General features: G+C 69.6%; 12 protein-coding genes. 8 read left to right on the top strand and 4 right to left on the bottom strand.

The genetic code is table 11. The annotated features are described in order from the left end of the window. The first annotated feature begins 1 nt into the window (after window position 1). The 5 genes from AB0I81_RS44725 to AB0I81_RS44705 all read left to right on the top strand — a co-directional run bounded on the left by AB0I81_RS44725 (window position 2) and on the right by AB0I81_RS44705 (window position 6,531). Window positions 2–982, top strand: a complete 981-nt coding sequence (locus tag AB0I81_RS44725; RefSeq protein WP_360671112.1) for an ATP-binding cassette domain-containing protein — start codon at window positions 2–4, stop codon at window positions 980–982. After that, window positions 979–1,821 carry an ABC transporter permease gene (locus tag AB0I81_RS44720; protein WP_360671109.1) on the top strand — a complete coding sequence of 281 codons (843 nt, stop codon included), beginning with the start codon at window positions 979–981 and terminating at the stop codon, window positions 1,819–1,821. Before AB0I81_RS44725 ends, AB0I81_RS44720 begins: the two co-directional genes overlap by 4 nt. Before the next feature lie 1,138 nt (window positions 1,822–2,959). Continuing rightward, window positions 2,960–4,306 (top strand): helix-turn-helix transcriptional regulator, encoded by a 1,347-nt coding sequence (locus AB0I81_RS44715; RefSeq protein WP_360671106.1) that lies wholly within the window; start codon window positions 2,960–2,962, stop codon window positions 4,304–4,306. After that, window positions 4,303–4,905 (top strand): YdcF family protein, encoded by a 603-nt coding sequence (locus tag AB0I81_RS44710; protein ID WP_360671103.1) that lies wholly within the window; start codon window positions 4,303–4,305, stop codon window positions 4,903–4,905. The genes AB0I81_RS44715 and AB0I81_RS44710 overlap by 4 nt, the downstream gene beginning before the upstream one ends. 63 nt (window positions 4,906–4,968) lie before the next feature. Beyond that, window positions 4,969–6,531, top strand: a complete 1,563-nt coding sequence (locus tag AB0I81_RS44705; RefSeq protein WP_360671101.1) for an RICIN domain-containing protein — start codon at window positions 4,969–4,971, stop codon at window positions 6,529–6,531. Window positions 6,532–6,787: 256 nt separating this feature from the next. On the opposite strand, the gene AB0I81_RS44700 is transcribed toward AB0I81_RS44705, so the two are convergent. From AB0I81_RS44700 to AB0I81_RS44685, 4 genes are all read right to left on the bottom strand, one after another. Continuing rightward, a complete protein-coding gene (locus tag AB0I81_RS44700) occupies window positions 6,788–8,251 on the bottom strand; it encodes a serine/threonine-protein kinase (protein ID WP_360671098.1) in 1,464 nt (487 codons plus the stop codon). Window positions 8,252–8,464: 213 nt separating this feature from the next. Continuing rightward, on the bottom strand, window positions 8,465–9,004 hold the full coding sequence (locus AB0I81_RS44695; protein ID WP_360671095.1) for a hypothetical protein: 540 nt from the start codon (window positions 9,002–9,004) through the stop codon (window positions 8,465–8,467). Window positions 9,005–9,044: 40 nt separating this feature from the next. Next, entirely contained in the window at window positions 9,045–12,353 is a 3,309-nt protein-coding gene (locus AB0I81_RS44690; protein ID WP_360671092.1) for an AAA family ATPase, read from the bottom strand. 100 nt (window positions 12,354–12,453) lie between these two features. Further along, a complete protein-coding gene (locus tag AB0I81_RS44685; RefSeq protein ID WP_360671089.1) occupies window positions 12,454–13,650 on the bottom strand; it encodes a cytochrome P450 in 1,197 nt (398 codons plus the stop codon). A gap of 162 nt (window positions 13,651–13,812) precedes the next feature. Between AB0I81_RS44685 and AB0I81_RS44680 the strand changes: the two genes are divergently transcribed. The 3 genes from AB0I81_RS44680 (at window position 13,813) to nadE (ending at window position 16,950) form a co-directional block, all read left to right on the top strand. After that, window positions 13,813–15,312, top strand: coding sequence for an FAD-dependent monooxygenase (locus AB0I81_RS44680; protein WP_360671086.1), 1,500 nt, complete (start codon window positions 13,813–13,815; stop codon window positions 15,310–15,312). Window positions 15,313–15,387: 75 nt separating this feature from the next. Beyond that, window positions 15,388–16,041: a maleylpyruvate isomerase family mycothiol-dependent enzyme gene (locus AB0I81_RS44675; protein WP_360671084.1), complete on the top strand. Its 654-nt coding sequence runs from the start codon at window positions 15,388–15,390 to the stop codon at window positions 16,039–16,041. Window positions 16,042–16,113: 72 nt separating this feature from the next. Further along, on the top strand, window positions 16,114–16,950 hold the full coding sequence (gene nadE / locus AB0I81_RS44670; RefSeq protein WP_360671081.1) for an ammonia-dependent NAD(+) synthetase: 837 nt from the start codon (window positions 16,114–16,116) through the stop codon (window positions 16,948–16,950). The last annotated feature ends 21 nt before the right edge of the window (window positions 16,951–16,971 follow it).

The following is a 16,971-nucleotide window of genomic DNA, read 5'->3' as shown; positions in this document are numbered from 1 at the left end:
CATGTCAGAACTGGCGATACAAACCTCCGGCCTGGTCAAGGTCTTCGGCGACACGCGCGCCGTGGACGGCCTCGACCTCGCCGTGCCCGCCGGCGCCGTGTACGGGGTGCTCGGGCCCAACGGCGCGGGCAAGACGACCGCCGTACGCATGCTGGCCACGCTGCTGCGGCCCGACGGCGGCGAGGCGACCGTGTTCGGGCACGACGTGGTGCGCGAGGCGGATGCCGTACGGCAGCGGGTCAGCCTGACCGGCCAGTACGCCTCCGTGGATGAGGAGATGACTGGCACGGAGAACCTGGTCCTGCTGGCCCGGCTGCTCGGCCACCGCAAACCCGCCGCCCGCGACAGGGCGGCCGAACTGCTGGCGGCATTCGGGCTGACGGAGGCCGGGGGGCGGCAGGTCAAGACGTACTCGGGGGGCATGCGGCGGCGGCTGGACATCGCGGCCAGCATCCTCAACACGCCCGACCTGCTCTTCCTCGACGAGCCCACGACCGGCCTGGACCCGCGCAGCCGCAACCAGGTCTGGGACATCGTGCGCATCGTCGTGGCCCACGGCACCACCGTGCTGCTGACCACGCAGTACCTGGAGGAGGCCGATCGGCTGGCGCAGCGCATCGCGGTCATCGACCACGGCCGGCTCATCGCCGAGGGCACTCCGGGGGAGCTGAAGTCGTCCGTCGGCTCCGGCTCCGTCCACGTCCGGCTGCGCGACGCGGCCACCCGTCCCGAGGCGGAACGCGTACTCGCCGATTCCCTGGGCACGACCGTCTACCTCGAAGCGGACCCGGTAGCCCTGACCGCCCGCATCACCGGCACCGACTCCCGCTCCAGTGGGGAGGCCGAGCAGGCCGCCCGCGCACTGGCCCGCCTGGCCGCCGCCGGGATCGTCGTCGACGACTTCTCCCTCGGCCAGCCCAGCCTGGACGAGGTCTTCCTCGCCCTCACCGCCAACCACCCTGCCAAGGAGGTCGCCGCATGAGCACCACCACCGAGAGCGGCACCGCGTACGCGCCCGCCGCCGACACCCTGGCCACCGTCCTGGCCCCCACCACCCGTCCACCCCGGCCCAGCGCCTGGTCGGCGTCGATGACGTTCGGCTGGCGGGCCATGTTGAAGATCAAGCACGTGCCCGAGCAACTCTTTGACGTGACGGCGTTTCCGCTGATGATGACGCTGCTGTTCACGTACTTGTTCGGTGGCGCGCTGGCGGGCTCGCCGACGGAGTACCTGCAGTTCCTGTTGCCGGGCATCATGGTGACGAGCGTCGTGATGATCACTATGTACACCGGCGCTGAGGTCAACAAGGACATCGAAAAGGGCGTCTTCGACCGCTTCCGCACCCTGCCCATCTGGCGCCCGTCCACCATGGTCGGCTACCTGCTCGGCGACGTCCTGCGCTACTTCCTGGCCTCCACGGTGATCCTGCTGGTCGGCCTGGTGCTGGGCTTCCGTCCGCAGGGCGGGGTCGTGGGGGCGGTGATCGGGATCGCACTGCTGCTGGTGTTCTCGTTCGCGTTCTCTTGGTTGTGGACGATGCTCGGCCTGCTGATGCGCAGTGAGAAGTCGCTGATGGGGGTCAGCATGCTGGTGCTGTTCCCGCTGACCTTCTTGAGCCCCGTCTACGTCGATCCGTCCACCATGCCGGGGTGGCTGCAGGTTTTCGTGAGCCTCAACCCGATCTCACCGCTGGTGACTTCGGTGCGGTCGTTGATGGGCGGGACGCCTGACATGGGGGCGATCACGTGGGTGCTGGTGTCGTCGGCGCTGTTCATCGCGGTGTTCGGAACGCTGACGATGCGGCTGTACAACCGCAAGTGAGCAGCGGTTGCCGATTGAGGCGAGGATGGTCGTGTCCCTCGCCTCACGACGCCCTCCTTGGCTTGGTCGGACGCTCCTGCCGACGAGTTTCTTGTTTCAGGTGCTCGGCCAACTCCGAGAGAGTGGCACCGCAACGTACGTTGCAAAGCCCACTGCTTCGGGACACCAGAACCGTGCGGTAGGCGATAAACCCTCCCCCAGCACCCTCCATGAACGCCCACCCGGGGAACCTTCTGCTCATCGCTGCGGCATTCTCACGGGTCATGCGGCTCTTCTCCGCACGTTCATCCTCGGTGTGGAAGTGGTGAGACGGAGCAGGCCGGGCGCGGCGGTGACGCCTCTGGCAGGAGCGCCCGGCCTGCTCCGGATGGTGCGTGCGGCGGGGAAGTCGTCACCGGGCCGCACACATGCGGCGTGGCACGCATCGCATCGGCGAACACGCTTGCTCCGGGCTCAGCCGGATGCCATCGCCTGCCACTCTCTCCCAGGTACGGGCCAAGCGGCCTCCTCGGCAGAAGCACCCGTCCCTGGCGCCGCGTCTCCTGTTCCAGGTGCTCGAACAACTCGGGGAGAGTGGCGCCGCAACGTACGTTGCAGAGCCCACTGCTCTCGGGCACCAGAACCGTGCGGTAGGCGATATAGCCGCCACCGGCACCTTCCATGATCGCCCACCCTGGGAAGTCACTCGCTACGGCGTTCTCACTGGTCACATGGGGTCCTATCCGTGGCTGGAGGGCTGGTGAGACGGCGCAGGCCGGGCGCGGCGGTGGCGCCTCTGGCAGGAACGCCCGGCCTGCGCCGGATGGTGCGTGCGGCGGGGAAGTCGTCACCGGGCCGCACACACGCGACGTGGCACGCAACGCGACAAGCGCCACTCCGGACTTCAACAGCCGGATGCCACGCCACGATCATCATCGGAGTGCCGGCTCATGCGACTTGCGGAGGCCAGCAGTGTGGTCGAATTCGGGTACAACGGTCATCAGGCATCCCTCCGTTGGCCACAGAGATGTACGCGGCTTCGTTTCGCCCATTGAGCTGGGGCGATACATGTACAGCATGCGCCGATGGCAGGCACGATGGAGGGGCACACTGTGCGCGCCCACAGCGTGCCCACACGCCGCCAGAAAAGGATCATTAGGTGGAAGCACCGGACCTTCCGCTTCCGGACCTGTTGAAACACCTACGCGAGATGGCCGGCTTGACGCAGCAGCAGTTGGCGGACGAGCTATGCGCCATCACTGGGACGTTCACGCTCACCCGGCACGAAATCGGGCGGTGGGAGCAGGGCCGGGTGCGCCCGCGTGCCTGGCTGCCCTCTCTGGCGGACCTTCTCAAGGTCGATCTCGAGACCTTGCGGAGAGCACCGAATAGGAAGGCGGCAGCCGCTTCTTACACTGGTCCGAGCGATGACAAGGGGCAGGTGAACCAGGTGCTGCGCCGGACCTTCCTGCAAAAGACGGGGGCCGCGGCCGCAGCCCTGCATCGGGACAGTTGCGTCATTCAGGCGCTCGATGCGATCACCCATGATTATCTCGGCAGCGTCGTTGACAACCTCGGCGAGCTCATCGACCACTACGCGCTGGCGATCTGCGCTCTTCCCGCTGAGGCCGTGTACGACGAACTCCTCCATATCAGGTCATACGCGAGCCGACATCTCGACCGCGCTGGGTACGCATCCCCGCGTGCAGAGCTCGTTCTCGCTATCGGCCGACTGTCGCATCTTCTCGCCGTGGCCGCGTGCGACATGGGCCAGCACGCGGCGGCTCGACTGTGGTGTTCCGACGCGAGGCGATGCAGCCGGGAGGCGGCACATCCCGAGCTGGCGGCATGGGCCGCGCTCACCCAGGCGATGATTGCCTGGTACCAAGGTCAACCACGCCAGTCAGCGATGCTGGCCGCCCAGGCTCGAAAGAGCATTCCGCTTGGTACGGCAATCCACGCCAAACTTGCCTCCCAGGAAATGCGTGCGGCGGCAATGGCCGGCGACGTCGAGAGCATGACCCGCGCCCGACAACACGCAGGCAGAGCGATCGCGGCCCTCCCCGGCGACGTACCCGTGACAGGTGTGTACTCCGTGAACCTGGCGGAAGACCCGCCGTACACCGCGACGTCCTTGTTGTTCGTGGGCCGTTATGGTGAGGCCGTGGCCGCCGCCGATCGCGTGATCAGCACTGTCCACCGATCAGCGGCGAATCAGCATGGCGAACAACCATCCGGCTATGCGCGGTCCCTGCTCATTCTGGGACTTGCCCAGGCCGGGCTGGGGCGGCTGGACGAGGCCGTGAACGCCGGCTGCAGGGCGCTGGCGGGCAGCCGTCCGACATGGCCGACCATGGTGCTCGCGGGCAAGCTCGACAAGACTCTGACACATGACTTCCCGCATGCTCGCCTGACCGGCGACTATCACGTCCGTTACCTTGAGGCGGCCGGCTACCCCACCGGGCAACCGTCGCGATTCGCCGAGCATGATGAGGAACGCCGGTGACCGACGACATCACAGCCGAGCAAGTCTCGGCCATCACCGCGTTCGTCGACACCGAAGCTCCCCCGCCCGACGACCGCCCCACCGCGCTCGTCCTCTTCGGCACCAACCAGATCCGGCCTGCCGAGATAGCGGTGAAGTTGTACCACCGTGGCCTCGCGCCACTGATCATCTGTACGGGCGGGGTCAACCGCCACGACGGCATCAACGAAGCACGCACCTTCCACCGTTTCCTTCTCGAAAGGGGTGTGCCGGACAAAGCCATCCGATGTGAGGACCGATCTCTCAACACCTGGCAGAACGTCGAGTACGCGGCGCCGTTCCTGTGCGAGGCACTGGAGGCGGGTCTGGGCATCACGGCTGTCTGCAAGTGGTACCACCGCCGAGCCATTCACCTCCTGAAGACGCTCATGCCGGCCATAGGTTCCTTCCACGGCATCACCTGGGAACCTCTGTACGCCGGAGAACCGGTCACCCGCGCGAGCTGGCCCGCGAATCCCGAGGGCAGGCGCCGTGTGATCCGCGAATGGGAGGAGGTCTCCCGCCGGGTTGCCGAGGGGTCGTTCGAGGATGTTCGCCTGGTTCGAGGGGCCTGGCGCTGAGGGGTACACGAATCAGCACACTCCGTTAGCATTGTGCGACCCACAGTGGTGGACGGAGGGTGGATGCGCAGGCACGTACGTGAGCTCGTCCTGGAGATCGGCGCGTTCGGCGGGCTTACTGCGGTCTGCACCGTGGCGGCCGGGATTTTGCTGAACCTGTCCACGGAGGGTGAGCCCACGCTCAATCCGTCGTTCATTCCGCCGACCGTGCTGCTGTCCTTTGTCGCCGGAGCGGTGCCGGCGTTGCGTGACTATCTGCGGGGGCGGCGGGTGAGGCTCCGGGCGAGTGGGGTCGATCCGTTCGGTGCCAAGGATCTGGAGTCGTACAAGGGGCTGCTGAGGGAGGCGCGGGAGAAGGCGAGGTCGCCGAACTTTGGCGAGCTTGACAGGCGTGCCGCCGCGCGGGAGGTCAACGTCGGGCGGGAGGAGTTGCGGCTCATCACGCAGAAGGAGAAGGGCACCCTCTGGCTGCGCGAGGTTGAGCAGGCCGAGCCCATTGTCCGGGCCTTCCTCGTTCTGCACGACGTGTCGAAAGCGGAGGTCGGCGAATGGCTGGAGGCTTACCGCGAGTTGGTCGATCCTCCCTCGTCCGTGCCTGTTCGTGTTCTCAAACTGATCGCCGTCGCGGCGGTGCCCGCCCTGTTTGCCACCCTGGCCTTCGTCGGGTACGTGCAGCATGCGGAGGCACAAGTACGCGACTCGCTCCGGCGTACGAACGTGACCATCCTGTCCCAGCACGCCATCGGCAGGTATCTGGCCGTGACCGGCTCGGAGTCTGCTCCGGCCCGGGCGAGGGTGGGGCCGTCGGTCATCAGTAAGAGTCCTTCGTACTATCGGTGGGATTTTGAACCGCACAAGCTCGACGGGACCTACTTCCACCAGATTCGTGACCGTGCCAACAGGTTGTGCCTGACCCCGGAGGCTCGGAACGTGGTTCAGGGTGGTTTCATCACCGAGGCGGCCTGTGAGGGGTCCGACGCGCAGCTTTGGCGGCTGGGTCGTGACGGGGCCCTTGCGACCGCGCGGGGTGGGATGTGTGTGGAGCCCAACATGGGTTCGACCGAGGCGGGCACCTCGCTGGTGTTGCGGAGTTGTGCGGCCGGCAAGCTCGCCCAGCTCTGGTCGGTCACCGACCGCCTGCCCAGCATCGGCGGTTCGGTGGCCAGTGCGGTGAACGGGGTGTGCCTGGATGCCGCGGCCGGCATGTCCGAGCTGGTCTCCTGGGGTTGCCATGGCCGGGCCAATCAGGCCTTCACCTACCGGGGGGATCCTCGGGGCGGCTATGAGGTGAAGGTCATGGACACGTGTTTGGGGGTCTTGGGGTCGCGGCCCGTACGTGAGAGTTGTTCGGGCGGTCGCGATCAGCTCTGGCGCTTCACCCACCGCACGTCCTTCAACCACTGGCTGTACTGGGGAGAGGTCAGGCACGTCGCCAGCGGTTTGTGCCTGCAGTTGGAGTCCGATTTCGCGTCGTTGTCCATGCGCGCCTGCGATTGGTCGAATGTTCAGCAGTGGCGTACGCCCGAATGGTTGCGGCCACCGGACGCGCCCGCCCTGCCGGTGGAACCGTCCGGTGGGCGTGGGTCGTCGTCAGGGCAGGGGGACGACGTACGGGCACGGGGATAGGGCGATTGGCGAAGAACCGCTCGAAAGCGAAGATCCGGGAGAAGCGGCTGCACGAGGCGGCCATGCGCGAAAGGCGGCGGAAGGAGCGAGAAGCCGCCGGGCCGCCTGAACGGTTGTCCTTTACGCAAGCGCTTCTTCTCCACCACCAGCGCCGCCGCGCTCGCTTGCCTGGTCATAGCGATCAGCCTCGCGTCCGAGACGAAGCGCGACTATGACAGCCTGCGCGGCATCCTGGAACGTGGGGGAACGCGTTAGTTCAGGGGTTGTCCTCGATCGGAATGCCCTTGAAGTCGCCGAGTTCCAGCAGGTCGAGGCTGGCCTTCGTGGCGTCGTCGGGAATTCCGCGGAATTCGGCGAAGAACGCCTGCGACTCGCCGGCGCCGATCGCGTTGGCATAGCTGGCCCAGTACGTGCAGGTGCACTCGCCGTCGGTGTAGATCGGTTGCAGCGCCTTGCCCGAGCCGTCGGGGTCGAGCGTGACCCCATGGACGTCCCACCCCGACCCCACGACGTGGAACAGTTCCAGGCTCTGCTCCTTGGTGCTGAAGTTCTTGACCGTCCATTCGAGTCGCGCCAGGTCGCGCCAGCGTGTGAGCTTGTCGATCGAGACCTGGACGGGGACCCGCTCACCGTCCGCGTTCGTGACGAACGCGTTCCGGGTGGCCAGGCCCGTTGTGGTGGGAACGCTGGTGACGGGGAGGCTGGTGGGCGATGTGCCGGTGCCGGCCGCGGAGGCCGCGGGTGCCGGATCCCACGGACGCCACAGTGCCATGCCAGAACCGGCCGCGACCAGCAGCGCGGCGGTGATCGCCGCCGCCGGGCGTACCCATCGGGACCTCGCCCACTGTGACCGGGCGGGTTTCGCGCGCCAGACGCGGGACTCCTCCGTCGGCATCCACGACTCGCTGACCAGGTTCATGGCCGCGGCCATGTTGATCGACTCGCGGCCGAGCAGGCGGTCGAGCAGTTGCTGCGGGGTCGGCCGCCGTGCCGGGTCCTTGGCCAGCGCCTGCTCCACCAGCGGGCGCAGCCGCTCGTCCAAATTGCCCAGGTCTGGGGCGTAGTGCACCACCCGGTACAGCACCTCGGGGGCGCCGCCCACGCCGAACGGCGCCTTGCCCGTCGCCGCGTACACGACCACGCCACCCCACGCGAACACGTCGCTCGCCGTCGTGACCTGCTCGCCGGTGGCCTGTTCTGGTGACATGTACGCGGGCGTGCCCACGATCGTCGCCGACTTGGTCGCATCCGGGGTCACGAGTTGGGCGATGCCGAAGTCGATCACCCGGGGGCCGACCGTGCTGAGCAGGATGTTGGCGGGCTTGAGGTCGCGGTGTACGACTCCGGCCTGATGGATCGCGGTGAGCGCGGTGGCCACGCCGACGGCCAGCGCCTCCAGGTTCGCGCCCGCCATGGGGCCGCGCTCGCGGATCACCTCGGCCAGGTCGGGGCCGTCGACGTACTCGGTGACGAGGTAGGCGGTCTCCCCGTCGATGCCCGCGTCCAGGACCGGCGCCGTGCAGAAGCGGGCCACGCTGCGCGCCGCCTCGACCTCCCTGGTGAAGCGACGCCTGAAGTCGTCGTCCGCGCCGGGGCGCAGGACCTTCAGCGCGACCGGTGGCGCGTCCCCGAGCCGGGCCAGGTACACGATGCCCATGCCGCCCGCGCCGAGGCGCCGCATGATTGTGTACGGCCCGATTTGCTGGTTTTCGTCGCTCACGTTCCGATTGTCGCGCTGACGCTTAGCGATCGGTAGCAATTCGCTTGATATCGAAGTATTGCCTTCGAGCCTCGCCAACGCCCTGCGACCTACGCCAACGCCGGGCGGCATTCGCCCTTGTCAGGCGGCCTTCTCTGCCGCCAGGCGGGCGTTCGCCAACCCAGGCGGCCTTCGCCGACCCAGGCGACCATCCCTAACGCCAGATGGCCATCACTAACGCCAGACGACTTCGTCGAAGAAGGTTTCCATTGCCGTTGTCACCCGGCCGAGGACATCGGTGGTCTTCTGCAGCGGCCCCGGCACCATCATGCCGTGGTCGGCGCCCTCCACCTCCAGCACGTGCGGAGTCAGCTCCCGCGCCACCGCACCGTCCCACGCCGCGTCCGCGGTGCCCCCGATGAGCAGGAACGGCTCCGTGGCCCGGCGCAGTGCGGCCACGCAGGCGGGCATCGTCAGCAGCGGTGTCAGCCACACGGCCGGCAGGCCGCGCTCCGCCGCCACCCCGGCGCCGAACGAGCCGAGCGACTTGCCGATCAGCAGCGGCGCGGGCAGCTTGTCCACGACCGGTGTCACCTGTTCATGGACCCAGGATGGCATTTCCGACGGGGAGAGGTCTTCCGGCGGGTCCCACGAGATCCGCTCAAGGTCGGCCCCGCGCCGTACGGCTGCCACACCCGCGTAGAACAACAGCCCGGTCAGTGGTCCATAGGCTTTGCCCGGAATGAGAACGGCGTGATGTCGAGAATCACCCATGAATCGCACGATATCTACGCCGCCTGCCGCTGGCAGCTCATTAAAGACGCCACGTCATCTTCTCCTGAGGCCGATAGCGGCAGGTGGCGCCGGTGGAGATGGAGGCGCGCAGGTGGGCGGCCAGTTCGGGGTGGGCGTGGTCGAGCTTGCGCAGCGTGTCGCGGATCCGGGCGGTGACCGTCTTGCGGGCCCGTTCCGCCTCGTCGCCCAGCCGCCGGGTACGCCCGCCCAGCCCCGCCGCCGCCCGCAACTCGGCCAGCAACGCCGCCCGCTCCTCGTCGAACTCCGCCGCCCGCCGGTCGTCGCCCAGTCCGGTGGCCAGGTCGATCTCCTCGTCGAGCCGGGCCAGCCGGCGCCGGTACCGCGCCTTGGCCTCCTCGTCGAGCACCTCGTCCCCGCCCATGCGGCTCGCCGCGACGACGACCTCGCCGCCCTCCGGGTCGAGCAGCACCACGGCGGGCAGGTCCTCGCCGGGATGGCCCAGCAGGGTGTGCAGGTCACGCAGGCCCTTGGCGTCGGGCAGGTGGGCCGCCCGACCGGCAAACACCAGCGACCAAACCGCCCCTTCCCGCCGAAACTGCCCACTCCCCGCACTGCCTGCGGTGAGGTGGTGCCCGGGTGAGATGTGGTGCTGCTCAGGTGAGCCATCAGCGTGCGACGCCGTTCGCACGTTTCCCCGCCAAGCGCTCCCCAGCAGGCCGGTAGGGCCTTCCGCAGCCGGCCCGAGGGGTTCGCCGCCGTGTCGCGGGCCGACCTCGGACGGTGGCTCAGGCCGTACGTACTCCAGGACCTGACGCATCCCCAGCTCCCGAGCCTCCCCCCGCACCTCGTCGAACAGCGCATGGGCGGCCTGCTCGTCCCCGGGCGCGGCACGGGCGAACAACGTCTCGGCCAGGTGGGCGCGGGCCAGCACCGACCACGGCCGTGCGCGCATCGCGTCGGCCGCGCGGATGGCGGCGGTGAGCTCCTCGACGGCCGGTGTCCAAAGTCCTTCGGCGGCGTCCACCAGGCCGAGCCAGAGATCGTACGGTCCACCGATGTCCCAGCCGAACAACGACACCGCCCACTGCCCCCGAAGGCCCGCCAGCCGTTCACGCATCCGGGCGCAGAGCTCGGCGTCCTGCGTGACGGCGGCCACCACGGCCTGCAGTCGCAGCCAGAGCGGCTGGATCATGCGGTTGTCCGGCTCCTGCTCGGGCAGCAGGCGCAGCGCGACGTCGAGGTCGCCGGCCTGCAGGGCGGTCAGGGCCTCCAGCAGCGACAGGCAGGGGTGGCCGCTGCCCCTGAGCTCGCGCAGCACCTGGACCTGCTCCTCGCGCCTGCCCTGGAGCGACAGCAGCGCCCAGCGGTGGTGCTGGAGCATGAACGTGAAACCTTCGTGCTCGATCTCCAGGTCGATGCTCGCGAGCAGGGTCTCGGCCTCGGCGAAACGGCCTTCGAGGCCGGCGATGATGCTCGCGTCGACGTCGGCGGTCATCGCGAGGTGCGGTCGGTCGCTGCGCCGGGCCGTGGCCAGGTAGGCGTGGAACTCCTCGAAGTAGCGCGGGTCGCCCCGCTCGATCATGGCCACCCAGCGCAGGGCGCCGGCGAAGTGTTCGAGGTCGGTGTCGCCGGTGCGCCGCGCCACGGTGAGCAGTTCGCCCATTAACGCGACCCGCTCCTTGGCCGTGCCGGGCCCCCAGATGATGTCGTGGTGCGTCCACAGGCTGAACGCCAGCGCGTCGTCGTCGCCTCCCTGCCTGGCCACGTTGTACAGGTGGAGGGCCAGCGCGATGGCCAGCCCCTCGTCGGGCACCGGGCCGCCGCCGACCAGCCTGGCATGGGTCCGCCTGAGCAGATCGAGGGAGTTTTCCAGGCCGTAGTGGCTGTGGAAGACCAGCGCGACCCTGGCGGGCAACTCCGGGTCGTCGAGGTCGCGGGCGATGTCGGCGGCCACCTCGAAGGCGCGCCTGGCCTCCTCGCGCCGCCCCGCGTGGTGCCGCTCCTTGCCGAAGTCCAGCGCGATCAAGCCGCGTCTGCGCGGGCTGACGGCAATGCTCAGGTCGTACGCCCTGCGCAGGTGTACGGCCTCCTCCTCGTGCGCCAGCCTGCCCCTGGCCTCGCGGGCCGCGCCGAGCAGGATGTCGATGGCCCGGTCGGGATCGAGCCGGTCGCCGGCGAGGTGGGCGTGCCTGGCCAGGTCGCTGGGCGGCAGCCGGTCCGCCAGCGCCGGCGAGCTCCCGACCGCGGCGACCACGGCGGCGTGCCGGTCGGGCGCGTCGTCGAGGCAGTCGTACAGGGTCTCGCGCACCAGGTCGTGCGCGAACGCGAACACGCCGCCGCCCCTGGCCGTCACCAGCCTGGCCGTCACGGCCAGCTCCAGCAGCCGATCGACGTGCGCGACCGGGGCGGCGCCGATCTCGGCGAGCACCTGGCGGTGGAACTCCCGCCCGAGCACCGCCGCGGCCGGCAGCAGGTCGGACACCTGGCGCGGCAGCAGGGACAGCCGCCGCAACAACGCGTCGCGCACCCCGGGCGCGACCGCGCCCGCCGAGCCGCCGCTGCGCCACAACCTGGCGGTCTGCTCGACGAAGAACGGGTTGCCGCCCGTACGCCGATGCACCTCCGTCACCAGCTCGGGCGGCGGGTGCTGACCCGCCGTACGGGACATCAGCGCGGCCACACCCTGCTCGTCGAGCCCGGTGAGCGTGATCGTGGTGGCCTTGGCCACGAGCGGGGACAGCAGGTCGCGCAGCGGATGGTCGACCGGCTCCACCTCGTCGTCGCGGTAGGTGCCGATGAGCAGCAGCCGCTCGAACCAGGTCTGCCGCGCGGCGAACTCCATCAGCCGCAGCGAGGCGGGGTCGGCCAGGTGCAGGTCGTCGATGACGATCAGCACCGGGCGCGTCTGGGAGAGCGTGACCAGGGCGGAGGTGACGGCGTCGAGAAGCCGGAACGAGTCGCCCGGTGCGTGGTCGCCGGACAACTCGGCCGCTCCGCCGATGCGGCCGCCGGGGTCGTGCGGGCGGCTCTCGCCCAGCAGGGCCGTCAGGCTGCCGCCCGCCGCCTCCTCGGCCGCCGCCCACTCGGCCGGCTCGGCCGCGCGCCGCAGCGCCCTGATGACCTGCACCCACGGCCAGTAGCCCGGGGCACTGCCGGCATCCCAGCACGCGCCGCCCACCACCAGCGCACCGGATCGCCTGGCCTTGCCGACCGCGCTGGTGACGAGCGTCGTCTTGCCGATGCCCGCCTCGCCGGTGACCAGCACCAGGCCGCCGTGGCTGTCGATCACCCGGGTGATCTCGGCACGCAGCAGCGCGGCCGGGTGCTCCCTGCCGATCAGCTCATGAGCCGCGACGTCAACAGACATGACGCTTGCACGTTATCTGCCCGAGCCGACAATTTCCCAAGTACGAGCGTTCCCGGGCGACTTCCCGAGTACGGACGTTCCAGGCTCCCGACGACCGGTGTTACCAGGCGACCTCGAACGAGCTGAGCCCGTACACGACGGACGAGGTGCGGAACTGCGCGGCCGTGTCCGTCACGCGCAGGCCGGGGAAGCGCCGCAGCAGCGCGGGCAGGGCGATGCGCAGCTCCATGCGGGCCAGCGGCGCGCCCAGGCAGTGGTGCACGCCATGACCGAAGGCGACGTGGCCGGGCGCGCCGCGGGTGAGGTCGAAGGCGTTGGCGTCCGCCACGAGCGAAGGGTCGCGGTTCGCGGCGGGCAGGGAGCAGATCACCAGCTCCCCCGCCTTGATCTCCCGGCCGCCGATCTCGGTGTCCGCGGTAGCCATCTTGGTCGCGCCGGAGTTGACGATGCTCAGCCAGCGCAGCAACTCCTCCACCGTGGCGTCGATCCGCTCGGGCTGCTCGCGCAGGAGGGCGAGCTGCTCGGGGTGGCGCAGCAGGGCGAGGGTGCCCAGGGCGAGCATGTTGGAGGTGGTCTCGTGCCCGGCGAAGAGCAGCAGGCCGCCGATGCCGACCAGTTCGTCGGTGGACAGGTCGTCGCCGTGCTCGCGTACGAGCATGCCGAGCAGTTCCTCGCCGGGGTCGGCCCTGACGCGGGCGACCAGGCCCTCCATGTACGCGCGCTGCTCGAACTGGATCATCATGCGTTCCTGGCCGGGCAGGGTCATGTCGAGCATCCTGGCGGTGCGCTGCTGGAAGCCCTCGCGCTCCTCGTACGGCACCCCGAGCAGTTCGCAGATCACCAGCGACGGGATCGGCAACGAGAACGCCGGCACCAGGTCGGCGGGCGCCCCGGCGGCCTCCATGGCGTCCAGGTGGTCCTCGACGATGCGCTCGATGCGCGGCTCCATCCGGTTCATCCGGCGAATGGTGAACTCGGGCGTCAACATCTTGCGCAGCCGCGTGTGCTCGGGCGGGTCGAGGCCGAGCAGGTTGCCCGCGCGTACCTTGGCCTTCTGCTCCTCGGTCATCTCCGGCGCGCCGGGCAGCCGGGCGATCATCTGCGGGGCGACCCTGAACCGCTCCGCGTCCCCCAGCACCTCCCGCACGTCGGCGTAGTGCGTCACGAGCCAGGCGTCCTGGCCCCACGCCGTGGTCATCCTCGTGACCCGCTCCTCGTCCCGCGCGGCGGCCAGCTCAGGCGCCGGATGGAACTCCACCCGCCGCATGTGCAGCGGCATCGTCGAGGTATCGCTCATGCCATCCCCTGGATGATCCCGGTTTTTTCGTTGCACGCTACTGATCGCGGGCACGGTCCACCAGCCGCGATCTTCAATCGTTGCGCGCTCGGCTTCTTTCCTTGACGTGGGCGGAACGGCCCCAGGAATATACCTGCGATCAAGATGAGGAAGAGGACGGCCATGGATCTGGTTGAGCAAGTCCCCGTGCTGATCGCCGGAGGCGGGCCCGTCGGCCTGGCCACCGCCGTTGAGCTGGCCCATCACGGCGTACGCTGCCTGGTGGTCGAGCCGCGCGAGTCCGTGTCGTGGTTGCGCCCGCGCGCGAAGACGACCTCCGCGCGCACAATGGAGCTGCTGCGCAGGTGGGGGCTGGCGCAGACATTACGGGCGCGGGCGCCGCTGGCCGTGTCGTGGTCGGACGAGGCGGTCTTCGCCACCAGCCTGCTCGGCCGGGAGATCACCAGGATCGGCGGCTGCTTCGGCCTCGACCTGACCGGCTCCGACCTGGCCGCCGAACCGGGCCAGCAGGCCCCCCAGCCGCTGGTGGAGGAGGTCCTGCGCGAGGCCGCCGGCGACGCGCTGCTGACCGGCTGGCAGGTGACGGACCTGCGTGAGGACGCCGACGGCGTCACCGTCCTGATCACCTCGGGTGCGGGCGAGGAACGCGAGGTACGCGCCCAGTACGTCGTGGGCTGCGACGGCCCGCGCAGCGTCACCAGGGCCGCCATCGGCTCGAAGTACGAGGGCCGCCAGGACGCCCGCCCCAACTTCAACATCGTCTTCCGCGCCCCCGGCCTGGCGGAACGTATGCCACACGGACCCGCCGTGCACTACTGGGTGCTGAACCCGGCCCAGCCCGGCATGGTCGGCCGGCTGGACCTGAAGGAGACGTGGTGGTGCATCGCGCAGGGCGTGCGCGCTGAGGACGCCGACCCCGTACAACTCGTGCGGAACCTGGCCGGAGCCGACATCGAGGTGGAGATCCTGGCCACCGACCCGTGGACGGCGCGGATGTTGCTGGCCGACCGGTACGCGAGCGAGCGCGTGTTCCTGGCGGGCGACGCGGCGCACCAGAACCCGCCCTATGGCGGGCACGGCTTCAACACCGGCATCGGGGACGCGGTCAACATCGGCTGGAAGCTGGCCGCCGTACTGCGGGGATGGGCGCCGCATGAGCTGACGGCCACCTACGAGGGCGAGCGCCGCCCGATCGCCGCCGACACCATCGAGGTGGCCGCCGCGAACATGTCCACCCTCGCCCCCGAACTGGCCGACCCGGCGCTGATGGGCACCGAGGCCGAGTTCGAGCGGGTACGGCCCGCCGTGGCGGAGGCGGTGCTCAGGACCAAGGACAGCGAGTTCCACAGCCTGGAGCTGGTGCTGGGGTACGGCTACGACGGCTCGCCCATCGTCGCCGCCGGGACCGGGGAGCGGCTGCCGCACCGCTGGTTGTCGCCGGGTGAGTCGCTGTACGACCGGCTGGGGCCCGCCTTCAGCCTCGTCGGCGACCAGAGCCTGCCGGGGGCCGCCGTGGCGGTGGCGGAGGCCCGTGAGCTGGGGGTGCCGTTGCAGGTCGTGGACCTGCCCGGCGAGCCCTTGTGCCTGGTCCGTCCCGACCAGCACGTAGCCTGGCGCGGCGAGGACCCGTCGGGAGCGGTCAGGATGGCGCTCGGGTTTTAGGCCCTACCACCGATGAGTTTTCCGGACGTCCGGAGTCCTTCCTCAGAACCACCTGAACTCGTGAAGGAGCCCGTGATGACCGAGACCCGCCGACGCCGCCGCCGCGCGAGCGCTGACTGGGAGTTGGTACACGCCGAGCGCCGGGCCCTGGCCACCGACCTCGCCGGTCTGACGGAGGAGCGGTGGGCGACGGCGTCCCTCTGCGACGGTCTGACCGTCCGCGAGGTGCTCGCCCACCTCGCCTCCTCCGCGTCCCTGACGCCGTTGCGGTGGATGGCGGGGGTGATCCGCTGCCGGTGGGACTTCGACAAGCAGGTGGCGATGCGCCTGGCCGAGAAGCTGGGCGCGTCCGGGGCGGAGACGTACGAGAACTTCCGGCAGGTCGTGACCAGCACGACCTCGCCGCCACTGCCGGTGATCGCGACCCTCGGGGAGACGATCGTGCACGGCGAGGACATCCGCCGGCCGCTGGGCATCCAGCGCGAATACCCGATCGCGACGCTCACCCGGCTGGCCGACTACTACCAGGGGTCGGATCTGGTGGTCCAGGCCAAGGGGCGGATCGGCGGGCTGCGACTGGTGGCCACGGACGGGCCGTTCGAGTGCGGTCAGGGAGCTCTTGTGTCGGGGCGGACCGTGGCGTTGATCATGGCGATGACGGGGCGGAGCGCGTACTGCGACGAGTTGGAAGGGGAGGGCGTGCAGGTCCTGCGCGAGCGGCGCGGCTGACGAACTCCCTGGTGATCGGTCGCTCACCGCCGTCCTCTAGAGTGCTTTCGTCCCCAATATCGAGGAGCGATCTTGACCGATACGGTGGCCACGTCCTTGCAGCAGGAGATCGCCCGGGATCTCCAGGTGAGCGCGTCCTTCGACGCGGAGCGGGAGATCGAGCGCCGGGTGGCCTTCCTGGCCGACCAGCTGACCTCCACGGGCCTGCGCTCGCTGGTGCTGGGCATCAGCGGCGGCGTGGACTCCATGACCTCGGGACGGTTGTGCCAGCTCGCGGTCGAACGCGTACGTGCCGGCGGGCGGGAGGCGACGTTCTACGCGATGCGGCTGCCGTACGGGACGCAGGCCGACGAGCAGGACGCGCAGCGGGCACTGGAGTTCATCCGGGCCGACCAGGTGCTGACCGTCGATGTGAAGCCCGCCAGCGACGCGGCTCTGGAGGCGGTGCTGGCCTGTGGCACGGTGTTCCGCGACGCGCACCACCAGGACTTCGTGCACGGCAACATCAAGGCCCGGCAGCGGATGATCGCCCAGTTCGCGGTGGCGAACGCGCACGCGGGCCTGGTGGTGGGCACCGACCACGCGGCCGAGGCGGTGTCCGGGTTCTTCACCAAGTTCGGCGACGGGGCGGCCGACGTGGTGCCACTGACCGGTCTCACCAAGCGGCGGGTACGAGCCGTCGCACAGGCCCTGGGCGCACCTTCCGCGCTGGTCCAGAAGACCCCGACCGCCGACCTGGAGACACTGGCTCCCGGCAAGCCGGACGAGGAGGCCCTCGGCGTCACCTACGACGACATGGACGACTTCCTGGAGGGCAAGCCGGTCGACGAGGCGACCTACGAGGCCATCGTCCACCGCTACCACGCCACCGAACACAAGCGCCAACCCCCGATCGCCCCACCCGCCTGAGCCTGATACCCCCACCGCCGA

The organism is Nonomuraea sp. NPDC050404 (assembly GCF_040655495.1).
In the GTDB taxonomy this organism is placed as follows: domain Bacteria; phylum Actinomycetota; class Actinomycetes; order Streptosporangiales; family Streptosporangiaceae; genus Nonomuraea.
This window is presented reverse-complemented; position numbering and strand designations above follow the sequence as displayed.

Bases quoted from the DNA above. Each gene is read 5' to 3' on its own strand.
- AB0I81_RS44675 (WP_360671084.1), top strand. From the start codon at position 15,388: ATGACCGAGACCCGCCGACGCCGCCGCCGCGCGAGCGCTGACTGGGAG.
- AB0I81_RS44680 (WP_360671086.1), top strand. From the start codon at position 13,813: ATGGATCTGGTTGAGCAAGTCCCCGTGCTGATCGCCGGAGGCGGGCCC.
- AB0I81_RS44690 (WP_360671092.1), bottom strand. From the start codon at position 12,353: ATGTCTGTTGACGTCGCGGCTCATGAGCTGATCGGCAGGGAGCACCCG.
- AB0I81_RS44705 (WP_360671101.1), top strand. From the start codon at position 4,969: ATGCGCAGGCACGTACGTGAGCTCGTCCTGGAGATCGGCGCGTTCGGC.
- AB0I81_RS44725 (WP_360671112.1), top strand. From the start codon at position 2: ATGTCAGAACTGGCGATACAAACCTCCGGCCTGGTCAAGGTCTTCGGC.
- AB0I81_RS44685 (WP_360671089.1), bottom strand. From the start codon at position 13,650: ATGAGCGATACCTCGACGATGCCGCTGCACATGCGGCGGGTGGAGTTC.
- AB0I81_RS44695 (WP_360671095.1), bottom strand. From the start codon at position 9,004: ATGGGTGATTCTCGACATCACGCCGTTCTCATTCCGGGCAAAGCCTAT.
- AB0I81_RS44720 (WP_360671109.1), top strand. From the start codon at position 979: ATGAGCACCACCACCGAGAGCGGCACCGCGTACGCGCCCGCCGCCGAC.